Genomic DNA, 21,760 nt, shown 5'->3' on the forward strand with positions numbered 1-21,760 from the left:
GTGATCAGTCGTGCGCGCGCTTTTTCAGGTGCGCGCGCCAGGTCATGGCCCAACGCGACGGATCTTCCAGCGGTTCGGTATCGATACGTCCGGCCGGATGGTTATGCGGCGCAGTACGGACGATATCCGGCGTCGAATACGCTTCGTAGGAGATGCGCTGCAGCACGGCAATCCATGTATCGATATCCTCCTTCGACCACATTTCTCCCGCTTCCGGCGTGAACGGCTGCGGCACGATCCACGGTTCGTGCGCGAGCCAGAATGCATCGATGCCGAAATCCACCATGCGGTTCTGGACATCGAACACGCTGACGCCGGTGTCCCGCTCCATGGTTTCGAGGCTGAAGCGCGTCATCTCCATGCGCCAAGCGCCGATGTGCGGATGCGAGCACGTCACGCCGCGAATCTTCGTGAGCGCTTGCGTCATGTAGTTGTTTGCGAGCACCGACAGATCCGCCGCCGTGGCGATGCCCTCTGCGCCCATCGCGCGAATCCACGCGTAGGCCTTCACGACCGTCTGTACGTTGCCGAGGAATTCCCGCACCCGCCCGATGCTCAGGTCCGCGCCCGGTTCGAGCGTGCAGGCATGGTCACGGCGCACGACCAGCGGGCCCGGCAGATAAGGCGCAAGCGCTTCGGTGCAACCGTACGCGCCGACCGCCGGACCGCCGCCGCCCTTGGGACCGCCGAAGGTCTTGTGCAGCATGAACATGCAGGCATCGAAACCCAGCTCGCGGGCGCGGATCCGGCTCATCACGCCGTTGAAATTGGCGTGGTCGTAAAAACACAGGCCGCCCGCTTCATGCACGATTCGAACCCATTCCTTGATGTGCGGGTTGTAGATGCCCATGTCGTCGGGATTGTTGACCATCAACGCAGCCGTGCGATTCGATACCACCGACCTCAGCGCTTCGACCGACGGATAACCGTCCTCCTCCAGCGCCAGCGTGATGACCTTGAAACCGGCTGTTGCGGCGGTCGCCGGATTGCACGGATGGGACTGGATGGTCGTGATGATCTCGTCGCGCGTTTCGAGTTCTCCGCGCGCCGCGTGATAGGCGCGCGTGATGCATGCATGCGTGTAGGCCGCGTCCGCGCCGCCGGCCGCCTGGAATACGAAGCGGTCCATGCCCGAGAGTTCGCGCAGCGCGAGATCGAGCGAATGGATGATCTCAAGCGTCCCCTGCAGCGTGTCCGGATGCTGGCGCGGATGTAGTTCGGCGACTTCATCGCGGGACGTAATGGCTTCGTTCAGCCGAGCGTTGTACTTCATCGTGCAGGTGCCGAAGAGCGAAATACCCATCATGCCGAGCGTTTGCTGCGACAGGTGCAGGTAGTGGCGCAGCACGTCGGGCTCGGACATTTCCGGCAGCGCAGGGCGGGTCGCACGGCGCATCGATGCCGGGACCAGATGTTCCGGGTCGCCCACGATCTCTGCGATGGCGTTGTCGATGGCCGGAAACAGCACGCCGCGCCGGCCTGTCCGCGACATTTCCATGACGACGGGTTCATCCCACACGGCTGCGTGATATTGGCGCAAAGCTGGCTTGTCATTCATCTTTCAGGATCTCGCTGAGCGTGTCGATCAAACGGTCGATATCCTGCCGTTCGTGAAGTTCGGTGATGCAATAGAGCGCGCTTTGGCCAAGCGCGGGCACGTCGAAAGACAGGTCGTGGCCGCCGAAGATGCCGCGCTCGCGCAACGCCTGGTTGATCGAGGCCACGCTGCGTCCCGTTGCCGAAAAATCGACGACGAATTCCTTGAACACGCTGCCGGCAAGCGGCACCTCGACCCCGGGAATACCGGCGAGGCGTTTTGCGGCGTAGCGCGTTTGCGCCATGATCAACCGGCCAACGTCCTCGAAGCCCTGAGGGCCCATCAGCGAGAGATACACGGCGTTCGCAATCGCCCACAGATAAACCGAATTGCCGGTCCAGTCCTTGCCGTTTTCGCGCGACCCATACGACGACTGCTCCGCGAGCGACAGACCGAAGCCGATCTCGCCCGGCCGGCTGGTGCCGGTCAGACTCACGAGCAGGGTGGGATATTCGCGCGCATAGCGCTCTTCGTCGCGAGTCGCGATAAAGCCGCCTAGTCCGCCGCCGCCATACATGTGCACGCCGAGCGGTTGCGTGGTCCCGACGACGATATCCGCGCCGTAAGCCGGCGGCGGCGCGAGCACGCCGAGCGATATCGGGTCCACCCCGACGATCATTTCCGCGCCCGCCCCATGAGCGATCTCCGCGATGCGGTTCGCGTCTTCTTCGATCACGCCGAGATAGTTCGGCGTTTCCAGATAGATGGCGGCAAGATCCACGCCGGCGTTCACGACGGTATCGGCGAGATGGGCGAGGTCGATGCGGCCTGTCGAGCGATCGAAGCGCATCTGCACGACGTTCAAGTGCGCGCGCATCTCTGGCGGTTCGCAATAGTTGCGGATCACGGCCAGCCGCTCCGGATCGATCACCTCGGGCACAAGCACGGTGTGCCGGCCGTTCAGGCGCGAAGCCATGCGCAGCGCGTGTCCGGTGGCGCAACCCCAGGTGTAGACAGGCAAGCCGACGAGATCGCAATCGACCAGTTCGCCGAGCTGGCTGCAGAACTCGAACCACGCCTGATAGCGTCCCTGATCCGACGACGGTGTTCCCCAGACCGATGTCAGGAATTCGCTGCGGCGCGCGATTTCATCGCAGATGGCGGGAACGTGATGACGCCAGCAGCCGCCGCCCAGGAAGCTCAAATGGCTTTCGCAGTGATCGTTCTGGCTCAGCGTATCGATCAGATGGCGGCGCAGCGCAGCTTCCGAACTCAACGCCGGCGGCAGCGCGATGGCTCTTTGAGTCAGGTGATCGGCGGGAATCTGTTCGAACAATTCCGCGACGCTGGCGGCGCCGATCGCGTCCAGCATCTCTTGCTGGATCGCGCTCACGGAATTGGCCATGAAGGGATGCGGCTGTGGTCGCATTCGCATTGCTCCGGTGATGCGCGCATGAATTTTTTATTGCGCACATTTGTTTGTATGGCGCACAATATAGCCAGATCAATTTGATGCCGCAAGGCCAAAAACGCTCGTGTCACTGTGCATCGGGGTGGTCATTAATCCGCTTGCCGGCGTCGGCGGCCCGGTCGGCTTGAAAGGCAGCGACGGTGCCGGGACGGTTGCCGTGGCGCGTGAACTGAATGCGTCATTCGATGCCGCAAGGCGCGCGCTGCCGGCGTTGCTGAACCTTGGCCGTGTAGACGTCGTGACCGCAGCCGGAGCAATGGGCGAGGACGCCTGCCGCGAGGCTGGCCTGCAGGCGCGCATCGTCGCGTGGCCGGACAGTGAGGTGACTTCATCGGCGGATACGCAGGCGGTGTGCCGGGCGTTTATCGATGCAGGCGCGAAGCTGATCCTGTTTGCCGGTGGCGATGGCACGGCGCGCGATGTCGCCGCGGCCGTCGGCATGGAGGTGCCGCTGATTGGCGTGCCCTGCGGCGTGAAGATGTATTCCGGCGTGTTCGCGATGAACGCGTCGCGTGCCGGCGAACTGGCGGCGCGTTGCGCGCGAGGGCCGTTCGAGGTGCAGGCCGTGGAACTGCTCGATATCGACGAAGCCATGCTGCGCGCCGACCGGAGTTCATCGCGCCTGCATGGTTATGTGCTGGCGCCCGTCGATCGTGCGCGCATGCAGGGCAGCAAGGCGCAGATGCCGGCCAACGACCGCGCCGATACGGACGCAGCATGCCGCCAACTGGCGGCGCAATTCGAGCGTGACACGCTGTATATCGTGGGACCGGGAACGACGATGGCAACGCTCTGCGAACACGCGGGCGTGAAGGGCACGATGCTCGGCGTCGATGCCATTGCGAATGGCCGCATGATCGCAGCCGACGCTTCCGAGGCGACGCTGCTCGATCTTCTAGATAAGTGGACGTCGGCGGCGATCGTGGTGGGTGTCATCGGACGGCAGGGGTGTTTGTTTGGCCGCGGCAATCAGCCGATCAGCGCACGCGTGCTGGCCCGCGTGCCGCGCAATCGCATCGAGGCGGTGGCGAGCGTGACCAAGTTGCTGTCGCTGGTGGATGGCAGGCTGTTCGTCGATACCGGCAATGCCGATACCGACCGTGCACTTGCCGGGCCGCTTCGGATTCGCACCGGCGCCAACCGCAGCATGGTCATGCGCGTGATGAATTAGGCGTGGCAGGTTCAACGGGATCAAGGCAGAAACGGAGGATGGATGGAGACGGTCGCGATAGTGGGCGGCGGTAGTATCGGTGTGGCGTTTTGCATTGTGTTTGCGCGGTCGGGTTTTACTGTCAAGCTCTACGATCCGGACGATGCCCGCCGCCGCGCGGTGAAGCCTGAAGTGCACGCACGGCTTGCGGATCTCGAGGAGTTTGGTCTGCTCGATCACGCGCCCGCAACGCTCCTCGCGCGCATTACCGTGGTCGATGAGCTTGCAGATGCAGTGCGTGACGCCGCGTTGGTGCAGGAATGCGCGCCCGAGCGCATCGACCTCAAGCGCGACCTGTTTGCGCAACTCGATGCGCTTGCCCCCGCCGATGCGGTGCTGGCGAGTTCATCGTCGGCCCTGGTCGCTTCGTCATTCGCCGATGCGCTGCCCGGACGCGAACGGTGTCTCGTTGCGCATCCGGGCAACCCGCCGTATCTGATTCCCGTGATAGAGATCGTGCCCGCGCCCTTTACGTCCGACGACACCACGCGTCGCGCGCTCGCGCTTTATGAAACCGCCGGCCTGCATGCGGTGCGTGTCTCCGGCGAGATCGAGGGTTTCATCTTCAACCGGCTACAGGGCGCTGTGTTGCGGGAAGCGTATTGCCTCGTGCGTGACGGGATTGCGTCGACTGGCGATATCGATCGTGTGATGCGCGATGGCGTCGGTCTGCGCTGGTCGATAACGGGACCGTTCGAAACGGTTGATCTCAATACGCGGGGCGGCATTGCCTCACACGCGCAGAAAATGGGTCCGGCCTATGAACGGATGGGCGCATCGCGTGGGCAGCATGACCCCTGGACGACAGATCTCGTGGCGCAGGTTGCGAGTGAACGGCGCGCCGCGTTGCCGCTTGATCAATGGGACGCGCGCGTGCAATGGCGTGACAGACGGCTGATGGCGCTGATTCGCGAGCGTAGTGCCGAGCGATAGCCATGCGCGTTTAGACCTTCGATGGCTTTGCATTGACGCTTATTTTGCACCCAAATCACGCCGGCGCCTGAGCCAGACCAGGCCGAACAGAACAACGCTGACAGTGGTAAGAATGGCGCCCGCAACCATGCAGATGGGTGTGAGCGCAAAGAAGAAATCGCCACTTTTGTCGCGCATGAAAGCCCAGGCGCCGGCATCGAGCATCAGTCCGCAAAACCCTGTCGCGACGGCTGGTTCCATGCCGCTCGTCCCCGTCGGCAGTTTGCGGGGCAGGTCGGGAACCGGCTCGCGTTTGAAAGGCGCCGCGTTTTGCTGTGGCTTTTCAGCGGGGTCTTCTGCAGGCATGGTCTGGGCGACGTTGAAGAAGGTGCCAGTGTATTGCGTTCGCGGAATCTTTGCGCGCCATGCAGGCGTCACCACCAAGCGTTGTCTGAACGGCGCGCCAAAGACGGCCTAAGCCGCCGCGAAAGCGATATCGGCAGGACTGCCCACCGCAACATAAGTACCGGTGAAACGAAGCTTGCCGCTGGGTTTATCGACGGCAAAAATCGCGATGTGATCGCTGCGTTGATTGAGCGAATAGAGGAACCGTCCCGACGGATCGAATCTGATCACGCGCGTGTAGTCGCCTTCCGTTGGGATCTCGCCAATGCGCGTCAGCCGGCCATTCGCTCCCACGCGGAACTGGACGATCGTGTCATGCAGGCGGTTTGCAACGTAGATAAAGCGTCCGTCGCCGGAAAGTATGATCTCCGACGCAAAGCTCGTGCCCTGATACGCATCGGGCAACGTCGATACCGACTGGAATTGCGTCAGCGTTCCGCGCTCGGCGTCGTAAGCGTAGCTGACGAGCGTCGATGCTTCCTCGGTAACCTCATACATGTACTTCCCACTCGGATGAAACACGACGTGCCGCGACCCCGCGCCCGCCGACGCCGCAACGAAAGGCGGATCGTTCGGTGACAGCGCACCGGTTGCATCATCGAACTTCCAGACATAGGTTCTATCCACACCCAGGTCAGTCGAGATCACGTACCGGCCATCCGGCGACGGCACGATCGTATGGGCATGCGAACCGTCGTGGTCACTGACCGCAAAGCTTCCCGGCGCACCTTCGGCTGCATGCTGCGCGCCCGGCGGCGCCTCTGGCCGTTGCACGCTGCAGGCATCGCTGAGCGTGCCGTCGCGGCCCACGGGGAACACCGCGATGCTGCCGCTGTTGTAATTCGCGACCATCAGAAAGCGGCCGTTCGGATGCAGGCTCAAATACACAGGTCCCGCGCCCTGCGAATCCACCATGTTGATCAGGCGGAGCGCACCCGTTCCGGGTTCTATGGCGTAGGCCGAAACCGAACCATCTTTGGTGCCGTTGTAGTCCTTGATTTCACTGACCGTGAACAGCACGCGTTGGGCGTGATCGAGAACAAACGCACTCGGGTTCTGAGGACCGCGAAGCGGTTCGAGCGCTTCGAGCTTGCCGTTTTGTGTATCGACCTTGAAGCGATGAATACCGAGGCCATTCGGCGTATAGGTGCCGACAAAGGCATACAACGTCTTGCCATCGTGCGTCGCGGCCTGGGCGTTCGCGCTCCAGGCCAGTCCGCCGAGCCTCGATGCAACCGCAATCGTGCCGGCCTGCTTGAGCCAGGCACGGCGGCCAGCCGATACACCTTTGTGTGTATCGCGGGAATGACTCATTGTTCTCCTCCAAAGTGATTTGCCTGCGGATCGACTTGTCCTCTGAATTCCTTCGTGACGCATGGGACAACGAAGTTGAGCCGTATGGTGACAGCTTCCGGTGGCTTCGTGGGGAAGAGGGATAGCGTTGCAAGCACTCAGAAAGGCGATGCGGTTGCCAGGAGGTCTTGCCTGTACTCTGATCCGGGCGAATCGTTTCTAGTAGGGCGACGGCCTTGCGCCGCCGCTCTCGCGGATGGACTAATCCGCGCAGTCGGTTGAGCTCGACACCGCTTCCCACTCGCTGATTTCATCGGCGAGGGAAGACAACTTTTCTCTGACGAACTTCAACGCGTCATTGCCGAGCAGCAGATGGACCGGCGGATTCGGCGAAGCAATGATCTTCAGCAGCGCCTGCGCAGCCTTGGCCGGGTCCCCCGCCTGCTTGCCGCTTTTTTCCTCGCGGGCGCGGCGGATGGGTTCGAACAACGCATCGTAATCGTCGATACTGCGGCCCGCGCGCACCATCGAACGTCCTGCCCAGTCGGTGCGAAACGATCCGGGCGCCACGGCGGTGACGTGAATGCCAAAGCCCTTCAACTCCTTGGACAAGGTTTCCGAAATTCCTTCGAGCGCGAACTTGCTGCCGCAGTAGTACGAAATGCCGGGCATGGTGATGAAACCACCCATCGACGTGACGTTGATGATGTGGCCCGCCCTGCGTTTGCGCATGGACGGTACGATCGCCTTGATCATCGCTACGGCGCCAAACACGTTGACGTCGAACTGACGGCGCATGTCCTCGAGCGGCGATTCTTCGAGCGTGCCTTCGTGACCGTAACCTGCGTTATTGATAAGGACATCGACAGGACCAATGTCTGTCTCGACCGATCGCACGGCAGGTTCGATTGCCGCGAAATCGGTGACGTCGAGCAGCAGGGGGTGCGCGCGGTCCTGAGCCATCCGTTTGAAGGCGTTGGCCGCGACGCTGTCCCTCACGGTGCCTACAACGGTGTGGCCGGCATCGAGCGCAGCGCGTGCGAACGCCAGTCCGAAGCCCGAACTGACTCCGGTGATCAGGAAGATTTTCTTGGTGGTTTCAGTCATGGTCGTATCCAGGGTTGTGTTGTGTGAAAGGAACGATCAAATAGTAGTTTCCATGCCCACCGCGGGCTATGTTCGATAGTCTGAAAGGCTTGCCTGATCCTATGATCCTCTGGACTCGACACATCGGCCGGTGCAAGGTGAGGCTTCGCTCGATCCCAAATACGACGCCATGACCGACTTATCAGATTCCACTGATCCCATGGACGCATTGCGTCGCGAGACCAATGCGCTCTTGCTCGAACTCGCGCCGGTCGAAGGCTATAGCCTGTGTGCGCTGCCCGACGTGCGCTTTCTCAGGTCGAACCGGCCGTTGACGCGCACGCCGGTGCTTTACGATCCCGGCATCGTGATCGTGTGCCAAGGGCGCAAACGGGGTTATCTCGGCGACGACGTTTACCTGTACGACGCGAATCAGTATCTGGTCGTCTCCGTTCCCTTGCCGTTTTCAATGGAAACCGAAGCGAGCGCAGAAGAGCCGCTGCTCGCTATTTATCTGCGTCTCGATTTCAGCCTCGCGGCCGAACTGATGCTGCAACTTGAAGAGCTCGACGCGGTGTCGTCGTCCGAACCGGCCGGCATGGCGACCACGCCACTCGATCTTCCGTTGGCGCGTACCGTCCTGCGTCTTTTGCATGCCATGCGCGATCCGCTTGAGGCGCAAGTGATCGGACCGTTGATTGTGCGAGAGCTTTATTTTCGCGTGTTTATCGGACAGCAGGGAGGTTCCATGCGCGCCGCGCTGAGCCGTCAGGGACACTTCGGCAAGATCTCGCGGGCAATCCGCAAGATTCACGCTTCGTTTGCTCAGGCGCTGACCGTCGAGGATCTTGCGGGGGAAGCGAACATGAGTATCGCGACGTTTCACGCGCACTTCAAGAGCGTCACGGATTCATCGCCGATCCAGTACATCAAGTCGACACGGTTGCATCAGGCGCGCTTGCTGATGGCGCGCAATGGCATGACGGCGGCGGGTGCGGCGGCGAGCGTGGGTTACGAAAGTGCATCGCAGTTCAGCCGGGAATTCAAGCGGCTGTTCGGAAGCAGTCCGCATGAGGAGGTCGCGCGCATGAAGCAGAACTTCGCGATGCCCGACCCGCTGCCGTCTTCAATCTTTGTCTCGTCGCATTAGGAAGTGGTCGTAATAGCCTTTCGTGTCCTGGCCGCCGACGTTGACGCCGCTTGCGTTGCTCACGCCTTCGCGAAGCATGGTCGCGCCCTGTTCGGACAGCACTGCGCGCGGGATGACTTGTGCATTCCATGGCAGATCTTTCAGTTTCGTACCAGTCTTGCTTGCCGAGCTGATTTGATTTGGATTACTTATTGTATTGTCGCCGCCGAAAGGGCTATAGCTCGAAGGAGCGCTGCCCCGGATCTCGATCGGCGGCAGGATCGCGTCTTCAGACACGGCCGGCCCTTGTTGCGCGATGGCCCGATCGATCTGCGCTGCACCGGCAAGCACGAGAAGGCCGGCTCTCAAGGAGTTTCGATTTGATTTCATATTTATTACACCCACTTTTTTGATTGCGAATATGCCGGAGCGCAGCGATGGATCGTGTGACTTTTTGCCGGACGCAATGTCAAATGATTCGCGTTAGCATTTGACGACTGCATGGCAATACGATTGGGGCTGCGGATTTATTCCGCGCAGGGTCAATAAATTCTGGAAATTTTTTCGAGGGAAGTACGGGATGTCGGCAGGCGCTATCGAGCGCCGGCGCGTGGTCTTGGCTGGTTTGTTGCGAAGCGGTTGCTGCCGGTTTTTTAGCGCGCGCCCGGCGGCGCTGTCTCGAACAATCCACGCACCGCGTTCAGGTACGTATCGAGCGATGGCCCGATATGGCTTCGGCACAGCGTCACGAGATTCTCGCGGCTGCCGCTTTCGATTGCACGGATCATGGCCCAATGTTCATCGCGCGCATTCATCAGATGCGGTTGGCTTGCGGACGTATAGAACCGCGCGCCATGCACCTTCTGCGCCGAGCTGCGGATCATCTCCGCAAGATACGGATTGCCGCATGCCGAGAACAGGCAATCGTGAAACGCCATGTTCGCGTGAAATGCCGCGCGATAGTCCTTCGCTTCAACTGCCTGCGTGTGTTCGGTCTGGATCCGCGTCAGTTCCGCCACGAACTCCGGCGAGCCGGGCAGGGGAATCTGCTGAGCGGCGAGCATCTCGAGCGCCTCGCGCACCGAATAAATTTGGCGGATTTCTGCCGGGCTGAGAAGACGCACGGTCGCGCCCTTGTTCGCAATGTGCTCGACCAGTCCCATGCGTTCGAGCTCGAAGATGGCTTCGCGAATCACGTGCTTCTTGCAATCGAACTGGGCGCTCAGCTTTTCCTCGAGCAGACGCTGGCGCGGCATCAGCCAGCCGAGCACGATCTGCTCTTCGAGCGCTTTCACGATCTCTTGAACCTGATTCGTCGATGGTTTTCGAGTAGTCGTGTCTGTCATCTAAAACCTGTGTTCCGTTTGAAGGTTGAAAAGGCGTTGCGTCCGATGTTCGCAATTCTAGCTGCAGGCGTCATTCCTTCAGGCAAACGTTATCACTCAGCACCGTCGAATTATACGTCAACAAGATCATTGACAATCTAGTCAAAGAAAACGAGACTGGTCGCGTCGAACCATGTTGAAGCGGATTTTTGAAGCGCACGCCGCTCATTCCCCGGTTCGCCAAACCCCGCACGGTCAAGGCGCCGGCGCGGGACCATTGCTCAAACAACGGAGACAGGCGCGTGAAACAGCGGCTGAGCAGCAAGCGCATCATCATCACGGGTGCGGTCAACAACATCGGGAAAGCGGCGGTCGAAGCGTTCCTTTTGGAAGGTGCGAAAGTCGTGATTGGCGATATCGACGCCGAGCGCGGCAGCGCCGTTGCAGCCGAACTCGGCGCGAACGTGCGGTTCATTGCCGTGGACGTCTCGCGCGAGGAAAGCGTCGCGGACTTCATCAATGACGGCGCCGCGTGGCTCGGCGGCCTCGACGTCCTGGCGCAAAACGCGGGCGTGATGACGTCGGGCGATATCACGGCGCTCGATGCCGCCGCATTCGACCGCGTCTTCGCCGTGAACGTGCGAGGGCTCTTTTTCGGCGCGAAGCATGCGGTGCCGCATCTGCGCCAGTCGGGCGGCGGCTCGATCATCAATACGGCTTCGCTTGCCGGCAAACGCGGCCAGCCCGGACTCACCGTGTACTCGGCGTCCAAGGGCGCAGTGATCGCGTTTGGCACCACGCTCGCACTGGAACTGGCGCCATCGAACATTCGAGTGAATACGATCTGCCCCGGGTGGGTCGATACCGCGTTCAACGACCCGATCGTCGGATTCATGGGCGGACGCGCGACCCAGGACGACAAGGTCGCGACCTTCGTTCCGCTTGGCCGCCAGGGCCGGCCAGCCGAGATCGCGCCGCTCTTTGTCTTCCTTGCCTCCGATGAATCCTCGTACGTCAATGCGCAGGCCCTGCTTGCGGATGGAGGTGCGTTCAACTCGTAAGGAAACCGAAGCGTTATTGCTGGCTGGTTTCACCACCCCGAAGTTTTTCAAGAACTCGTCGAAAACAACATATGTTTCCCTCGCCAGGAGGGATGACAGGAGATAGTCATGTCCCGAAAGTGGTCCGTAGCCGCGCTGAGCGCAGCGTTGCTCGTCTCGGCAGTAACTTCAGCTGCAACGTCAGCGCACGCCGCCGATAAAAAACATCTCTACTTCGTCGCCAACGGGGCGGTGGATTTCTGGAAGCTCGCCGAAGCCGGCATGCGCAAAGCCCAGGCCGAATTGCCGAACTACATAATCGAAATGAAGTATCCGGAACAGTCGTCGGCGGCGGTTCAGAATCGCTTGCTGGATGACCTCGTTGCCAACGGCGCGGCCGGCATCATCCTGAGTTCGGTGGACCCCAAGACCCAGACAGAGGAGCTGAATAAAGTGGCGGGCCAGACGCTGCTCGCCACGACCGATGGCGACGCGCCCGACACGAAGCGCGCGTTTTATCTGGGATCGAGCAATTTCGATGCGGGCAAGCAGGCGGCGCAAATCCTGACGAAGGCCATGCCGAACGGCGGCAAGTGCGTGGCGTTCGCGGGCTTGCCGGGCGCCGACCTTGCCGTGCAGCGCATCAAGGGAATGAAGGAAGGGCTGCAGAATACGAAGATCACGATCGACAGCGTGCGCTCCGACGAGATGGATCAGGCGCGGGCGCAAAGCAATGCGGCCGATATCCTGACCGCGCGCAAGGACGTCAACTGCATGATCGGCATTTTTGCGTACAACACGCCGCAGATCGAGCTGGCCTTGCAGCAATCCGGCCGCGCCGGTCAGGTGACGGTGGTGGGCTTCGACAACGACCAGGGCACGCTCAACGGCATCAAGCAAGGCGTGGTGGCGGGAACCGTGGTGCAGCAGCCGTATCAATGGGGCTACCTCGGCATGAAGTACATGGCGCGCTACCTGGAAGGCGACAAGTCGTTCATCCCCAAGGATCACAAGATCATCGTGCCGACGCAGATCATCGACAAATCGAATGTCGATGGTTTCATTGCGCAGATCAAGACGTGGATGGCGAAGAAGTGATGAGCGAGCCGCTGCCATCTCGCGCGCCGTTGCTGTCGCTGAAGGCTATCGCCAAGACCTATGGCGCGGTGCAGGCGCTGAAGGGCGTGAGCTTTCACGTCGATGCCGGCGAGGTCGTGGGCCTGATCGGCGAAAACGGCGCGGGCAAGTCCACGCTGATGAAAGTGCTCGGCGGTGTGATCGAACCCACGAGCGGCACGATCACCATAGAAGGGCGCGAACATGCCGCGCTGAGCGTGCCGCAGTCGCTCGGCGCGGGTATCGCGTTCGTGCATCAGGAACTCAACCTGTTCGAGAACCTCGATGTGGCAGCGAATGTTTTTATCGGCCGTGAACCGCGCTATGGCGGCCCGTTGCGGCTCGTGGACAACAAGGTTCTGCATGCCCGCGTCACGCCGCTCCTGAAGCGGCTTGGCTGCGATTTTTCGGCGAGCACGCCGGTGGCGGATCTGTCGATTGCCCAGTGCCAGATGCTGGAGATCGTCAAGGCGCTGTCGCTCGATGCAAAGCTCATCATCATGGATGAGCCGACGTCGAGTCTCACCACGTCCGAGACGTCGCGATTGCTGGATATCGTCGGCGATCTCAAGAAAAGCGGCGTGGCGATCATCTTCATCACGCACCGCCTGTCCGAAATCGAGCAGTGCGCGGACCGCGTGGTCGCGCTGCGCGATGGCGCGCTCGTGGGCAGCCTCGATCGTGCGGAGATCCGGCACGACGCAATGATCCGGCTCATGATCGGGCGCAGTCTCAACACGCTCTACACGCCGCCGGAAACCGCGCCGCGCGCACCCGTCCTGGAACTCGAAGCGTTTGCAACGCCGGCTTATCCCGCGCAACCGGTGACGGTTGCTTTGCGAGGCGGCGAAATCCTCGGCCTTGCAGGGCTGATCGGATCGGGACGCACGGAACTGGCGCGCGCGATCTTCGGTATCGACAAGCCGGCGGGCGGCGCGCTGCGTCTGAACGGCAAGACTGTCGTGATCCGCTCTCCGCGAGATGCAATCAGGCTCGGCATCTATCTGATCCCGGAGGACCGCAAGCATTCCGGGCTGATCCTGGACAGCAGCATCGCTGAAAACATCGTGCTTGCGAGCTTGCCTGCAGTCTCACGCGGCAATCTCGTCGATACCCGCAACGTGCAGCGCGTGGCAGAAGAACAGCAGAAGTCGCTGCGCATCAAGGCGCCTTCCGTGGATGTTCACGCGGGCGCGCTGTCCGGAGGCAACCAGCAGAAGGTGGTGCTCGGCAAGTGGCTGTGCATGCAGCCGAAACTCGTCATCTTCGACGAGCCCACACGCGGTGTCGACGCCGGCTCAAAGAGCGAAATCTACGCTTTGATGCGCAAGCTCGCTGACCGGGGCGTGGCGATCCTGATGATATCGAGCGACATGGAAGAGGTGATCGGCGTCAGCGATCGCGTGGCGGTCATGCACGAGGGCGCCATCGCCGGCATTCTCGGACGGGACGCGCTCAGCGAAGCGAGCATCATGCATCTCGCCGTCGGCGAAACGGTCCAGACGGTTCATTAAAACAGGCAGACATCATTTTGAAGAAAGACTTGGGCCTACTCGTGCTCATCCTGGTCGTCGGCACGATCGTGGCGATCATCAACCCGCGTTTCATCTCGCCGGCGAATCTTTCGAACACGGCGAACCTCATCGGCTTGTTCGGGTTGTTTGCGATCGGCGAGGGATTCGTGATCATCACGGGCGGCATCGATTTGTCGATCGGATCGGTGTTCGCGCTGCTCGGCGTGATCTTCATGACGCTTCTTTCAACCGATGGCGTGAACTGGATCGTCGCCACCGTGCTGATGGTCGTCGCGGGACTGGTGATCGGGCTGGTCCACGGTTTCCTCGTGACAAAGCTGCGCATGCAGCCGTTCGTGGTCACGCTTTGCGGCTTGCTGATCTATCGCGGCGCGGCGCGTTATTACACTGATGACGGCACCGCCGGCTTCGAGTTCGGCCAGACCTTCCCGGCGCTGGAACGGCTGACGACGGGTCATATCTGGGGCGTGCCGAACAGCTTTATCGCGTTCGTGGTGATTGCGGCGATCATGGCCGTGGTCCTGCACAAGTCGGTGTTCGGCCGTTACCTTTTCGCGGTCGGGAAGAACGAAGAGGCGGCGCGTTATTCGGGCATCAACACGCGGGCGGTGGTGATTGCGTCGTACGTGATCTGCTCGGGACTCGCGGGCATCTCGTCCGTCTACTTCGCCATGTACACGCGCTCCGTTGCGCCCGCGTCGCATGGAACGTTCTACGAGCTTTATGCGATCGCTGCCGCGGTGCTGGGCGGCTGCTCGCTGCGCGGCGGCGAGGGTTCGATACTCGGGATTGCGCTCGGTGCGGTGCTGCTGCAGATCCTGCAGAATCTCGTCAACCTGCTGGGGATTCCGTCGTCGCTGAATTTTGCCGTCATGGGCGGCGTGATCGTGCTCGGCGTGCTGATCGATGGCCAGTTGAAAGCGCTGCGGCAACGGCGCGCGGCGTTGCGTCCACCGGCGGAACAACAAGTAACCGTGAAGGCGTGACACGCTTTGCGGCACGTACGATCACACGGATACCCACGGCATGAGCCAGACACCACCAAGACCACTGAACCCGGACAAACGCGACGACACCGGTCTCGCCGCGTTCTACAAGGAACTGACCACGCAGGAGCGGCGCACCTTCTGGACATGCTTTACCGGCTGGGGGCTGGACGCGCTCGACTTCATGATCTATCCGCTCGTGATCGGCACCATCATGACGTTGTGGAAAGTCGATACCGGCATTGCGGGCCTGGCGGTGACAGGTACGCTGCTGACATCGGCTATCGGCGGCTGGCTTGCGGGTTATCTCGCCGACAGGATCGGCCGCGTGAAGACGCTGCAGATCACCGTTGCGTGGTTCTGCATCTTCAGTATTGCGTGCGCGTTCGTGCAGAACTTCGACCAGTTGATGATCGCACGGGCCATTCTCGGTTTCGGTTTTGGCGGTGAATGGGCGGCGGGCGCCGTGCTGATCGGCGAAACGATCCGGCCGCAATTCCGGGGCCGCGCGGTAGGCGTGGTGCAATCGGCGTGGGCGGTGGGCTGGGGCGCGGCGGTTCTGTTGCAAGCGGTAATGTTCTCGGTCTTCCCGCCCGAAACCGCCTGGCGCGCCATGTTCGCATTCGGCGTGCTGCCTGCGCTGCTGCTGGTCTATGCGCGGCGGCATGTCAGGGAACCCGAGATTGCCGACCGCGCCCGAAAACAACGCGCAATCGATGGCGATGCACCGTCGCTCTGGGAGATCTTTCGTCCTGGCACGCTGAAAACGACGATCCTCGGATCGGTTTTCATGATGGGATGCCAGGGCGGTTATTACGCCATATCGACGTGGATTCCGACTTTCCTCAAGACCGAGCGGCATTTGACCGTCATCAATTCGACCGGCTATCTGGGCTTCCTGATTACCGGAAGTTTTTTCGGTTATCTGTTCGGCGCGTGGATGGCGGACCGTTTCGGACGCAAGAAACTCTTCGTGTCGTTTTCGATAGCGGCGATCATCGTGGTGCTCGCCTACACGCAGTTCACGATCAGCAACGAAGCGATCCGCTGGCTCGGTTTTCCGCTGGGGTTCTTCTCCAGCGGTTATCTTGCGGGCGTGGGATCGTTTCTCTCAGAACTTTATCCGACCCGGCTGCGCGGTTCCGGCCAGGGCTTCTGCTACAACTTCGGCCGGGGCATGGGCGCGCTTTTCCCTGCGCTTGTCGGCGCGTTTTCGGTACGCTTCGGACTTGCGACCGCCATCGCGATCTTTGCCGTGGTGGCTTACGCGCTGCTCCTCTTGAGCGCGGCGCTGCTTCCCGAGACGCGCGGCATTCAACTGGATGACATCAAATGACGGCTACCGAAGCAAGCAACGCGCCGCTTTGTCCGGGACCCGCGCCGGTCCAGCCGCGGGCATCGGCGTTCGAGATGCCCGCCGGCGCGGTCGATACCCACGCGCACGTGATCGGCGGACCGCCGGCTCATCCCTGGATGCCGGATCGCGCTTACACGCCGCCACCCGCCACGCCCGAGGCTTATCTGAAGATGCTCGATGACGTCGGCTCGCAGTACGGCGTGCTGATCCAGGTGAGCGTTCACGGGCAGGACAACACGCTGATGCTCGACACGTTGCGTGCGCATCCCGAACGCTTGCGTGGGGTCGTCGTGCCGGCGCTCGGACTTCCCGATGCACACTATCAATCGATGAAAGACGCCGGCGCGGTCGGCCTGCGCCTGAACGTGCTGTACGGCGGCGGTGGCGTGAGCCTCGCGCAGCTTGCCGAATACGATGCCCTCGCGCGCGACTGGGGCTGGCACATGCAGTTCCTGCTGGACGCGCGGGAATTGCCGGCCATTGCGCCGCAGTTCAGGAAGCTGCAATCGACGATTGTTGTCGATCACATGGGCCACATCCCCACGTCCGAAGGCGCCGAATCGGCGGGCTTTCGCGAACTGCTCGCACTCGTTCGCGACGGCGCCTGGGTCAAGGTCTCGGGCGCATACCGGCTGAGCGCCGGGGAACCACCCTATGCCGACACGCTCGGCTACGCGCAGGCGCTGATCGATACCGCGCCCGATCGTTGCGTGTGGGGTTCGGACTGGCCGCACGTCGCGACCTGGACCACCATGCCGAGCGTCGCACAATTGCTCGATACGCTTGCGCTCTGGGCGCCGGACCCCACCGTGCGCACGGCGATTCTTACCACTAACGCACACAAGCTCTACGGCTTCGCTAACCACTAAAACCATGTCAGAAAAATCCTTTACGGGTCTTCGCAAAGGCCTGACCAGCTACGGCGACAGCGGCTTCTCGCTCTTCCTGCGCAAGGCGTTCATCAAAGGCGCCGGCTACACTGACAGCGCGCTCGATCGCCCCGTGGTCGGCATCGTCAATACGGGCAGCGCGTACAACCCATGCCATGGCAACGCGCCGCAACTGATCGAGGCGGTCAAGCGCGGCGTGATGCTGGCCGGCGGCCTGCCGATGGACTTCCCGACCATCAGCATCCACGAAAGCTTTTCATCGCCGACGAGCATGTACCTGCGCAACCTCATGTCGATGGACACCGAGGAAATGCTGCGCGCGCAACCCATGGACGCCGTCGTGATGATCGGCGGCTGCGACAAGACGGTGCCGGCGCAACTGATGGGCGCGGCATCGGCGGGTCTCCCGGCCATTCAACTGATCACCGGATCCATGCTGACGGGTTCGCATCGTTCCGAACGTGTGGGCGCGTGCACGGATTGCCGCCGCTACTGGGGCAAGTTCCGCGCGGAAGAGATCGACGAGCAGGAGATCGCCGATGTCAACAACCAGCTCGTCGCGAGTGTGGGGACCTGTTCGGTGATGGGCACCGCAAGCACGATGGCGTGCATTGCCGAGGCCTTGGGCATGACCGTGCCTGGCGGTGCATCGCCGCCCGCCGTTACCGCCGACCGCATGCGCGTGGCGGAACTAAGTGGCGCGCAGGCCGTGAAGATGGCGCATGAACGGCTGACCATCGACAAGATCCTGACGCCCGATGCATTTCATAACGCAATGCGCGTGTTGCTTGCAATCGGCGGATCGACGAACGGCATCATCCATCTGACGGCGATCGCCGGGCGTTGCGGGCTCGAAGTCGACCTGAAGGCGCTCGACCGGATGGGCCGCGATACCCCCGTCCTGGTGGACCTGAAGCCGTCCGGGCAGCATTACATGGAAGACTTCCATCATGCCGGCGGCATGGCCACGCTGCTGCGCGAACTCAAGCCGCTGCTCAAGCTGGATGCGCTGACCGTCACGGGCCGCACGCTTGGCGAGGAAATCGAACTCAGCGGACCGGGCTTTGCGCAAGACGTCGTGAAGACGCGCGAACGGCCGATCTATCCGCAGGGAGGCATTGCCGTGCTCGAAGGGAATCTTGCGCCGGGCGGTGCGATCATCAAGCAATCGGCGGCGCATCCGGACCTCATGGAACACACCGGTCGCGCGGTCGTCTTCGAGAACGCCGATGACATGGCGCTGCGCATCGATTCCGACGATCTCGATGTCACCGCCGACGACATCCTGGTGCTCAAGAACATCGGACCGAAGGGCGCGCCGGGCATGCCGGAGGCGGGCTATATTCCGATTCCGAAAAAGCTGGCGAAGGCGGGGGTGAAGGACATCGTCCGGATCTCCGATGGCCGCATGAGCGGCACCGCGTTCGGCACGATCGTGTTGCACGTGACGCCCGAGGCCGCGATCGGCGGGCCGCTTGCCCATGTGCACAACGGCGACCAGATCCGCCTGAGCGTGGCGAATCGCGAGATATCGCTGCTCGTCCCGGAGGAAGAACTGGCGCAGCGCGCGCTCGATGAGCCCGTCGTCGTGCCGACAGCCGGGCGCGGCTACCGGAAGCTCTTCCTGGAAACGGTGACGCAGGCGGACAAGGGCGTGGATTTCGATTTCCTGCGTGCGGAGCATTTCACCGGATCGACGCCGACCATCGAGTGATGATCGACCAGCTTCACGAGTCTGCAGAGTAGGCGATGTCCTTCTGTGCTTCAAGCGCCTTCAGCCGTTCCGTCAGCGCCGCGCGGATCGACTCGTAGGCCGTGCCACCCAGCGTCAGGCGCAAGGGCGGGTGCGCCGAGTCGGCGGCGGCGATCATCGCGTCGACGGTCTTGCCCGCGTCGCCGCGAATCGCGAAGCTGTTGGTCGCGATCGCTCGCCGGACATCGCCCGCCGGCGTGTTTTCGTACTCAGGCATGGGCTTGGCGTGGTCCAGCCCGGCGCCGAACTGCGTGCTCGTCGGTCCTGGCTCCACGATCACGAAGTCGATGCCAAACGGCGCCACTTCCTTCGCCACCGACTCCACGAAACCTTCAATACCCCATTTCGTCGTGTGATAGAGGCTGAAGTTCGGATACGCGATCTGTCCGCCCTCCGATGAAACCTGGACGATCCTGCCGCCGCCCTGGGCGCGAAGATGCGGCAGCGCCGCGCGGATGACCTGAATCGAGCCGGTGAGATTGGTCGCGATTTGCCGGTCGATCTGCTCGTCGGTCACCTCTTCGCCTGCGCCGAACAGACCATAACCCGCATTGCTCACAACGACATCGATACGGCCCGCGGCTTCGAACGCCCCGGCAATGCACGTCCGGGTCGCCCGGGTATGGGTGACATCGAGCGTCAGTACGTGAAGGCGGTCGTTGTATTGCTCCTTGAGGTCGTCGAGCGCGCCATCGCGGCGCAGCGTTGCGACGACCGTGTCGCCTCGCGCGAGGAGGCGCTCGGCGAGCAGCCGGCCGAGGCCGGAGGACGTGCCGGTGATAAGCCAGGTCTTTGTCATGGTGTCTCCCAAAAGTCGTCGGATCGGATTGCCTGAGACCCATTCTAGGTGCCGATGATTGGTGAGAGAAGTCGCTATAGTGTGCATGCCCCCGTGAAAAATCGACACCAATGACCAAACCCACGCTTGCCGATCTCACTGCGTTTTCCGCCGTCGCGGCGCATCGGAGTTTCCGCCGCGCCGCCGATGCGCTCGGTGTGTCGCGGTCATCGCTAAGTCACACCATGCTTGCGTTGGAGCGCCAGTTGGGCGTGCGCCTGCTCAATCGCACCACGCGCAGCGTGGCGCCGACGGAGGCCGGTGAAGCGCTGCTGGTGCGCATCGGGCCCGTGCTGCGCGATCTCGATGAAGCGCTGGACGCAGTCGCCGATGCTCGCGGCAATCCGAGCGGCATGCTGCGGATCAACGCCAACGAGGGCGCTGCGAGGATCCTGCTGAAAGCCGCGGTGCCGCGCTTTCTGGAACGCTTTCCCGGCATGGCGCTGGATCTGGTGGTGGAGGGCCGGCTCGTGGACATCGTGGAACAGGGTTTCGATGCCGGTGTGCGGCTAGAGGAGTCGGTGCCGCGTGACATGGTGGCGGTACGCATTGGCGGCGACTTGCGTTTTGTCGTGGTCGCGGCGCCCTCGTATCTTGCGGGACGAAAGCCGCTCATCACACCCGATGACCTTCGCGAGCACGCCTGTATCCGGCAGCGCTTGCCGAGTGGCAAGCGGTACCGATGGGAATTCGCAAGGCGCGGCGAGGAAGTGCTGGTCGATGTTCCCGGCGCGCTCACGCTGGATAACAACGGGCTGATGGTCGAAGCCGCGTCCGATGGACTGGGCCTGGCCTACGTGCCGGAAGCAGCCGCACGTGACTGGCTGGACGATGGCCGGCTGGTGCTCGTGCTGCAAGAGTGGTGCCCGTTCATTCCGGGGTTGTGTTTGTACTATCCCGGACATCGGCACGTGCCGGCCGGATTGCGGGCTTTTATCGATGTGCTCAAGGAGGTTAATGGCGACGCTTGAAAGCGGGCCGGAGGATTCCCGGCCCGTTCCATGAAAACGATCACGCCGCCTCGATCAGCCCTAGCTGCTGCAGTGCAGTCACGCCATCGTCCAGACCGGTCTCTTCAACGATCATGCCGCCTTGCAGCCGGAGCACGGTCGTCCCCGTGAAGCGCATTGTCCGGCCGGTCGCGGCAGGCAGTGCGCCGATGAGAAAGTCATCGAACGCCTGACCGGTGTGCGTGCCACCGCCTTCCCAGCGGCCGACCACGTAATCGCCTTCCGCGATCAGATCGGCCGTGCCCCAAAAGTTGAGATCCGGGAATGCGGCGCGAAAACCGGTCATGAACGACTTGATGTCCTCGCGGCCACGGCGCGGCTCGTGCAGCGAATACTGCAGGATCATGTCGGGTGCAGCGAGTTCATCGACGATACCGAGGTCGCAGGTCGCGCCCCAAAAACGGGTGAACCAGCGGCCGACGATAGCCTTGTTGTCATCTTGCCTGGACATGGTGATTCCTCATTGAATGTGCTCGGGAAAGAGAAGCACGTTCGCCTCTCCTTGCCTGAAGACTATCGATGCAGGCATGCACCAGCGTCTCGTTTCTTGCTGCAACACTCGAAGAATCACTACGGAGAACCAGCATGATGAAACCAACGCTTCATTCCCGATCAAGCCAGCTATCCAGCGCCACGCGAAACGCGACGGCGGCGATCACGGGCACGGTCAGCATCATGACGATGCCGAAATTTTCTATCGCATCGCCGTACAAGACCGTGTGATATAGCACGACGCTGGAGACCGCAACGAGGGCGACGAAGCCCGCGATCACCATCAGGATATGGCGCACGGCCTGGGACGGCTGCCAGCGCTTTTGTCGTCTGGCGGTATCGATGTCAGGTTTTTGTGGGTTTTCTGGCATAGCA

General features: G+C 62.0%; 21 protein-coding genes. 11 read left to right on the forward strand and 10 right to left on the reverse strand.

Translation table 11 applies throughout. The annotated features are described in order from the left end of the window. Window positions 1–4 precede the first annotated feature (4 nt). The gene (gcvPB, locus tag AXG89_RS38090; protein WP_075360289.1) at window positions 5–1,558 is read right to left on the reverse strand and encodes an aminomethyl-transferring glycine dehydrogenase subunit GcvPB; all 1,554 of its coding nucleotides are present in this window, start codon (window positions 1,556–1,558) and stop codon (window positions 5–7) included. Then, a complete protein-coding gene (gcvPA, locus tag AXG89_RS38095) occupies window positions 1,551–2,942 on the reverse strand; it encodes an aminomethyl-transferring glycine dehydrogenase subunit GcvPA (RefSeq protein ID WP_236873690.1) in 1,392 nt (463 codons plus the stop codon). Before gcvPA ends, gcvPB begins: the two co-directional genes overlap by 8 nt. A gap of 130 nt (window positions 2,943–3,072) precedes the next feature. Between gcvPA and AXG89_RS38100 the strand changes: the two genes are divergently transcribed. Then, on the forward strand, window positions 3,073–4,179 hold the full coding sequence (locus AXG89_RS38100) for an ATP-NAD kinase family protein (protein WP_075360291.1): 1,107 nt from the start codon (window positions 3,073–3,075) through the stop codon (window positions 4,177–4,179). Between the two features lie 42 nt (window positions 4,180–4,221). After that, a complete protein-coding gene (locus tag AXG89_RS38105; protein WP_075360292.1) occupies window positions 4,222–5,151 on the forward strand; it encodes a 3-hydroxyacyl-CoA dehydrogenase in 930 nt (309 codons plus the stop codon). Between the two features lie 39 nt (window positions 5,152–5,190). Here AXG89_RS38105 and AXG89_RS38110 read toward each other — a convergent pair whose 3' ends face one another. The 3 genes from AXG89_RS38110 to AXG89_RS38120 form a co-directional block, all read right to left on the reverse strand. Beyond that, window positions 5,191–5,571, reverse strand: coding sequence for a hypothetical protein (locus AXG89_RS38110; protein WP_143325687.1), 381 nt, complete (start codon window positions 5,569–5,571; stop codon window positions 5,191–5,193). Window positions 5,572–5,604: 33 nt separating this feature from the next. Beyond that, window positions 5,605–6,849: a lactonase family protein gene (locus AXG89_RS38115; protein WP_075360294.1), complete on the reverse strand. Its 1,245-nt coding sequence runs from the start codon at window positions 6,847–6,849 to the stop codon at window positions 5,605–5,607. Window positions 6,850–7,089: 240 nt separating this feature from the next. Further along, a complete protein-coding gene (locus tag AXG89_RS38120; RefSeq protein ID WP_075360295.1) occupies window positions 7,090–7,935 on the reverse strand; it encodes an oxidoreductase in 846 nt (281 codons plus the stop codon). A 169-nt stretch (window positions 7,936–8,104) separates the two neighbouring features. On the opposite strand from AXG89_RS38120, the gene AXG89_RS38125 reads away from it, so the two are divergent. Then, window positions 8,105–9,064, forward strand: coding sequence for an AraC family transcriptional regulator (locus AXG89_RS38125; RefSeq protein WP_236873691.1), 960 nt, complete (start codon window positions 8,105–8,107; stop codon window positions 9,062–9,064). Here the strand turns inward: AXG89_RS38125 and AXG89_RS38130 are convergent. Both AXG89_RS38130 and AXG89_RS38135 read right to left on the reverse strand, forming a co-directional pair. Next, the gene (locus tag AXG89_RS38130) at window positions 9,041–9,412 is read right to left on the reverse strand and encodes a hypothetical protein (RefSeq protein ID WP_119024806.1); all 372 of its coding nucleotides are present in this window, start codon (window positions 9,410–9,412) and stop codon (window positions 9,041–9,043) included. The genes AXG89_RS38125 and AXG89_RS38130 overlap by 24 nt on opposite strands. A 284-nt stretch (window positions 9,413–9,696) precedes the next feature. Then, window positions 9,697–10,389, reverse strand: coding sequence for a GntR family transcriptional regulator (locus AXG89_RS38135; protein ID WP_075360298.1), 693 nt, complete (start codon window positions 10,387–10,389; stop codon window positions 9,697–9,699). Window positions 10,390–10,670: 281 nt separating this feature from the next. On the opposite strand from AXG89_RS38135, the gene AXG89_RS38140 reads away from it, so the two are divergent. From AXG89_RS38140 to AXG89_RS38170, 7 genes are all read left to right on the forward strand, one after another. Beyond that, window positions 10,671–11,429, forward strand: coding sequence for an SDR family NAD(P)-dependent oxidoreductase (locus tag AXG89_RS38140; protein WP_075360299.1), 759 nt, complete (start codon window positions 10,671–10,673; stop codon window positions 11,427–11,429). Window positions 11,430–11,537: 108 nt separating this feature from the next. Then, the gene (locus AXG89_RS38145) at window positions 11,538–12,506 is read left to right on the forward strand and encodes a sugar-binding protein (protein ID WP_075360300.1); all 969 of its coding nucleotides are present in this window, start codon (window positions 11,538–11,540) and stop codon (window positions 12,504–12,506) included. Next, window positions 12,488–14,038 carry a sugar ABC transporter ATP-binding protein gene (locus AXG89_RS38150; RefSeq protein ID WP_205583116.1) on the forward strand — a complete coding sequence of 517 codons (1,551 nt, stop codon included), beginning with the start codon at window positions 12,488–12,490 and terminating at the stop codon, window positions 14,036–14,038. The genes AXG89_RS38145 and AXG89_RS38150 overlap by 19 nt, the downstream gene beginning before the upstream one ends. 17 nt (window positions 14,039–14,055) lie before the next feature. Then, on the forward strand, window positions 14,056–15,045 hold the full coding sequence (locus AXG89_RS38155) for an ABC transporter permease (RefSeq protein WP_205583117.1): 990 nt from the start codon (window positions 14,056–14,058) through the stop codon (window positions 15,043–15,045). A gap of 40 nt (window positions 15,046–15,085) precedes the next feature. Next, a complete protein-coding gene (locus AXG89_RS38160) occupies window positions 15,086–16,381 on the forward strand; it encodes an MFS transporter (RefSeq protein WP_075360302.1) in 1,296 nt (431 codons plus the stop codon). After that, window positions 16,378–17,271 carry an amidohydrolase family protein gene (locus tag AXG89_RS38165; protein WP_075360303.1) on the forward strand — a complete coding sequence of 298 codons (894 nt, stop codon included), beginning with the start codon at window positions 16,378–16,380 and terminating at the stop codon, window positions 17,269–17,271. Before AXG89_RS38160 ends, AXG89_RS38165 begins: the two co-directional genes overlap by 4 nt. A gap of 4 nt (window positions 17,272–17,275) precedes the next feature. Continuing rightward, window positions 17,276–19,006: an IlvD/Edd family dehydratase gene (locus AXG89_RS38170; protein ID WP_075360304.1), complete on the forward strand. Its 1,731-nt coding sequence runs from the start codon at window positions 17,276–17,278 to the stop codon at window positions 19,004–19,006. A 13-nt stretch (window positions 19,007–19,019) separates the two neighbouring features. On the opposite strand, the gene AXG89_RS38175 is transcribed toward AXG89_RS38170, so the two are convergent. After that, window positions 19,020–19,844, reverse strand: coding sequence for an SDR family oxidoreductase (locus AXG89_RS38175; protein WP_075360305.1), 825 nt, complete (start codon window positions 19,842–19,844; stop codon window positions 19,020–19,022). Between the two features lie 110 nt (window positions 19,845–19,954). Here AXG89_RS38175 and AXG89_RS38180 point away from each other — a divergent pair, with 110 nt between their 5' ends. Next, entirely contained in the window at window positions 19,955–20,854 is a 900-nt protein-coding gene (locus AXG89_RS38180) for a LysR family transcriptional regulator (protein WP_075360306.1), read from the forward strand. A 40-nt stretch (window positions 20,855–20,894) separates the two neighbouring features. Here the strand turns inward: AXG89_RS38180 and AXG89_RS38185 are convergent, their stop codons facing one another. Both AXG89_RS38185 and AXG89_RS38190 read right to left on the reverse strand, forming a co-directional pair. Further along, window positions 20,895–21,344: an ester cyclase gene (locus AXG89_RS38185; RefSeq protein WP_075360307.1), complete on the reverse strand. Its 450-nt coding sequence runs from the start codon at window positions 21,342–21,344 to the stop codon at window positions 20,895–20,897. A gap of 151 nt (window positions 21,345–21,495) precedes the next feature. Continuing rightward, the gene (locus AXG89_RS38190; protein ID WP_062002213.1) at window positions 21,496–21,756 is read right to left on the reverse strand and encodes a hypothetical protein; all 261 of its coding nucleotides are present in this window, start codon (window positions 21,754–21,756) and stop codon (window positions 21,496–21,498) included. Between the last annotated feature and the right edge of the window lie 4 nt (window positions 21,757–21,760).

The organism is Burkholderia sp. PAMC 26561, assembly GCF_001557535.2.
Classification (GTDB): Bacteria; Pseudomonadota; Gammaproteobacteria; order Burkholderiales; family Burkholderiaceae; genus Caballeronia.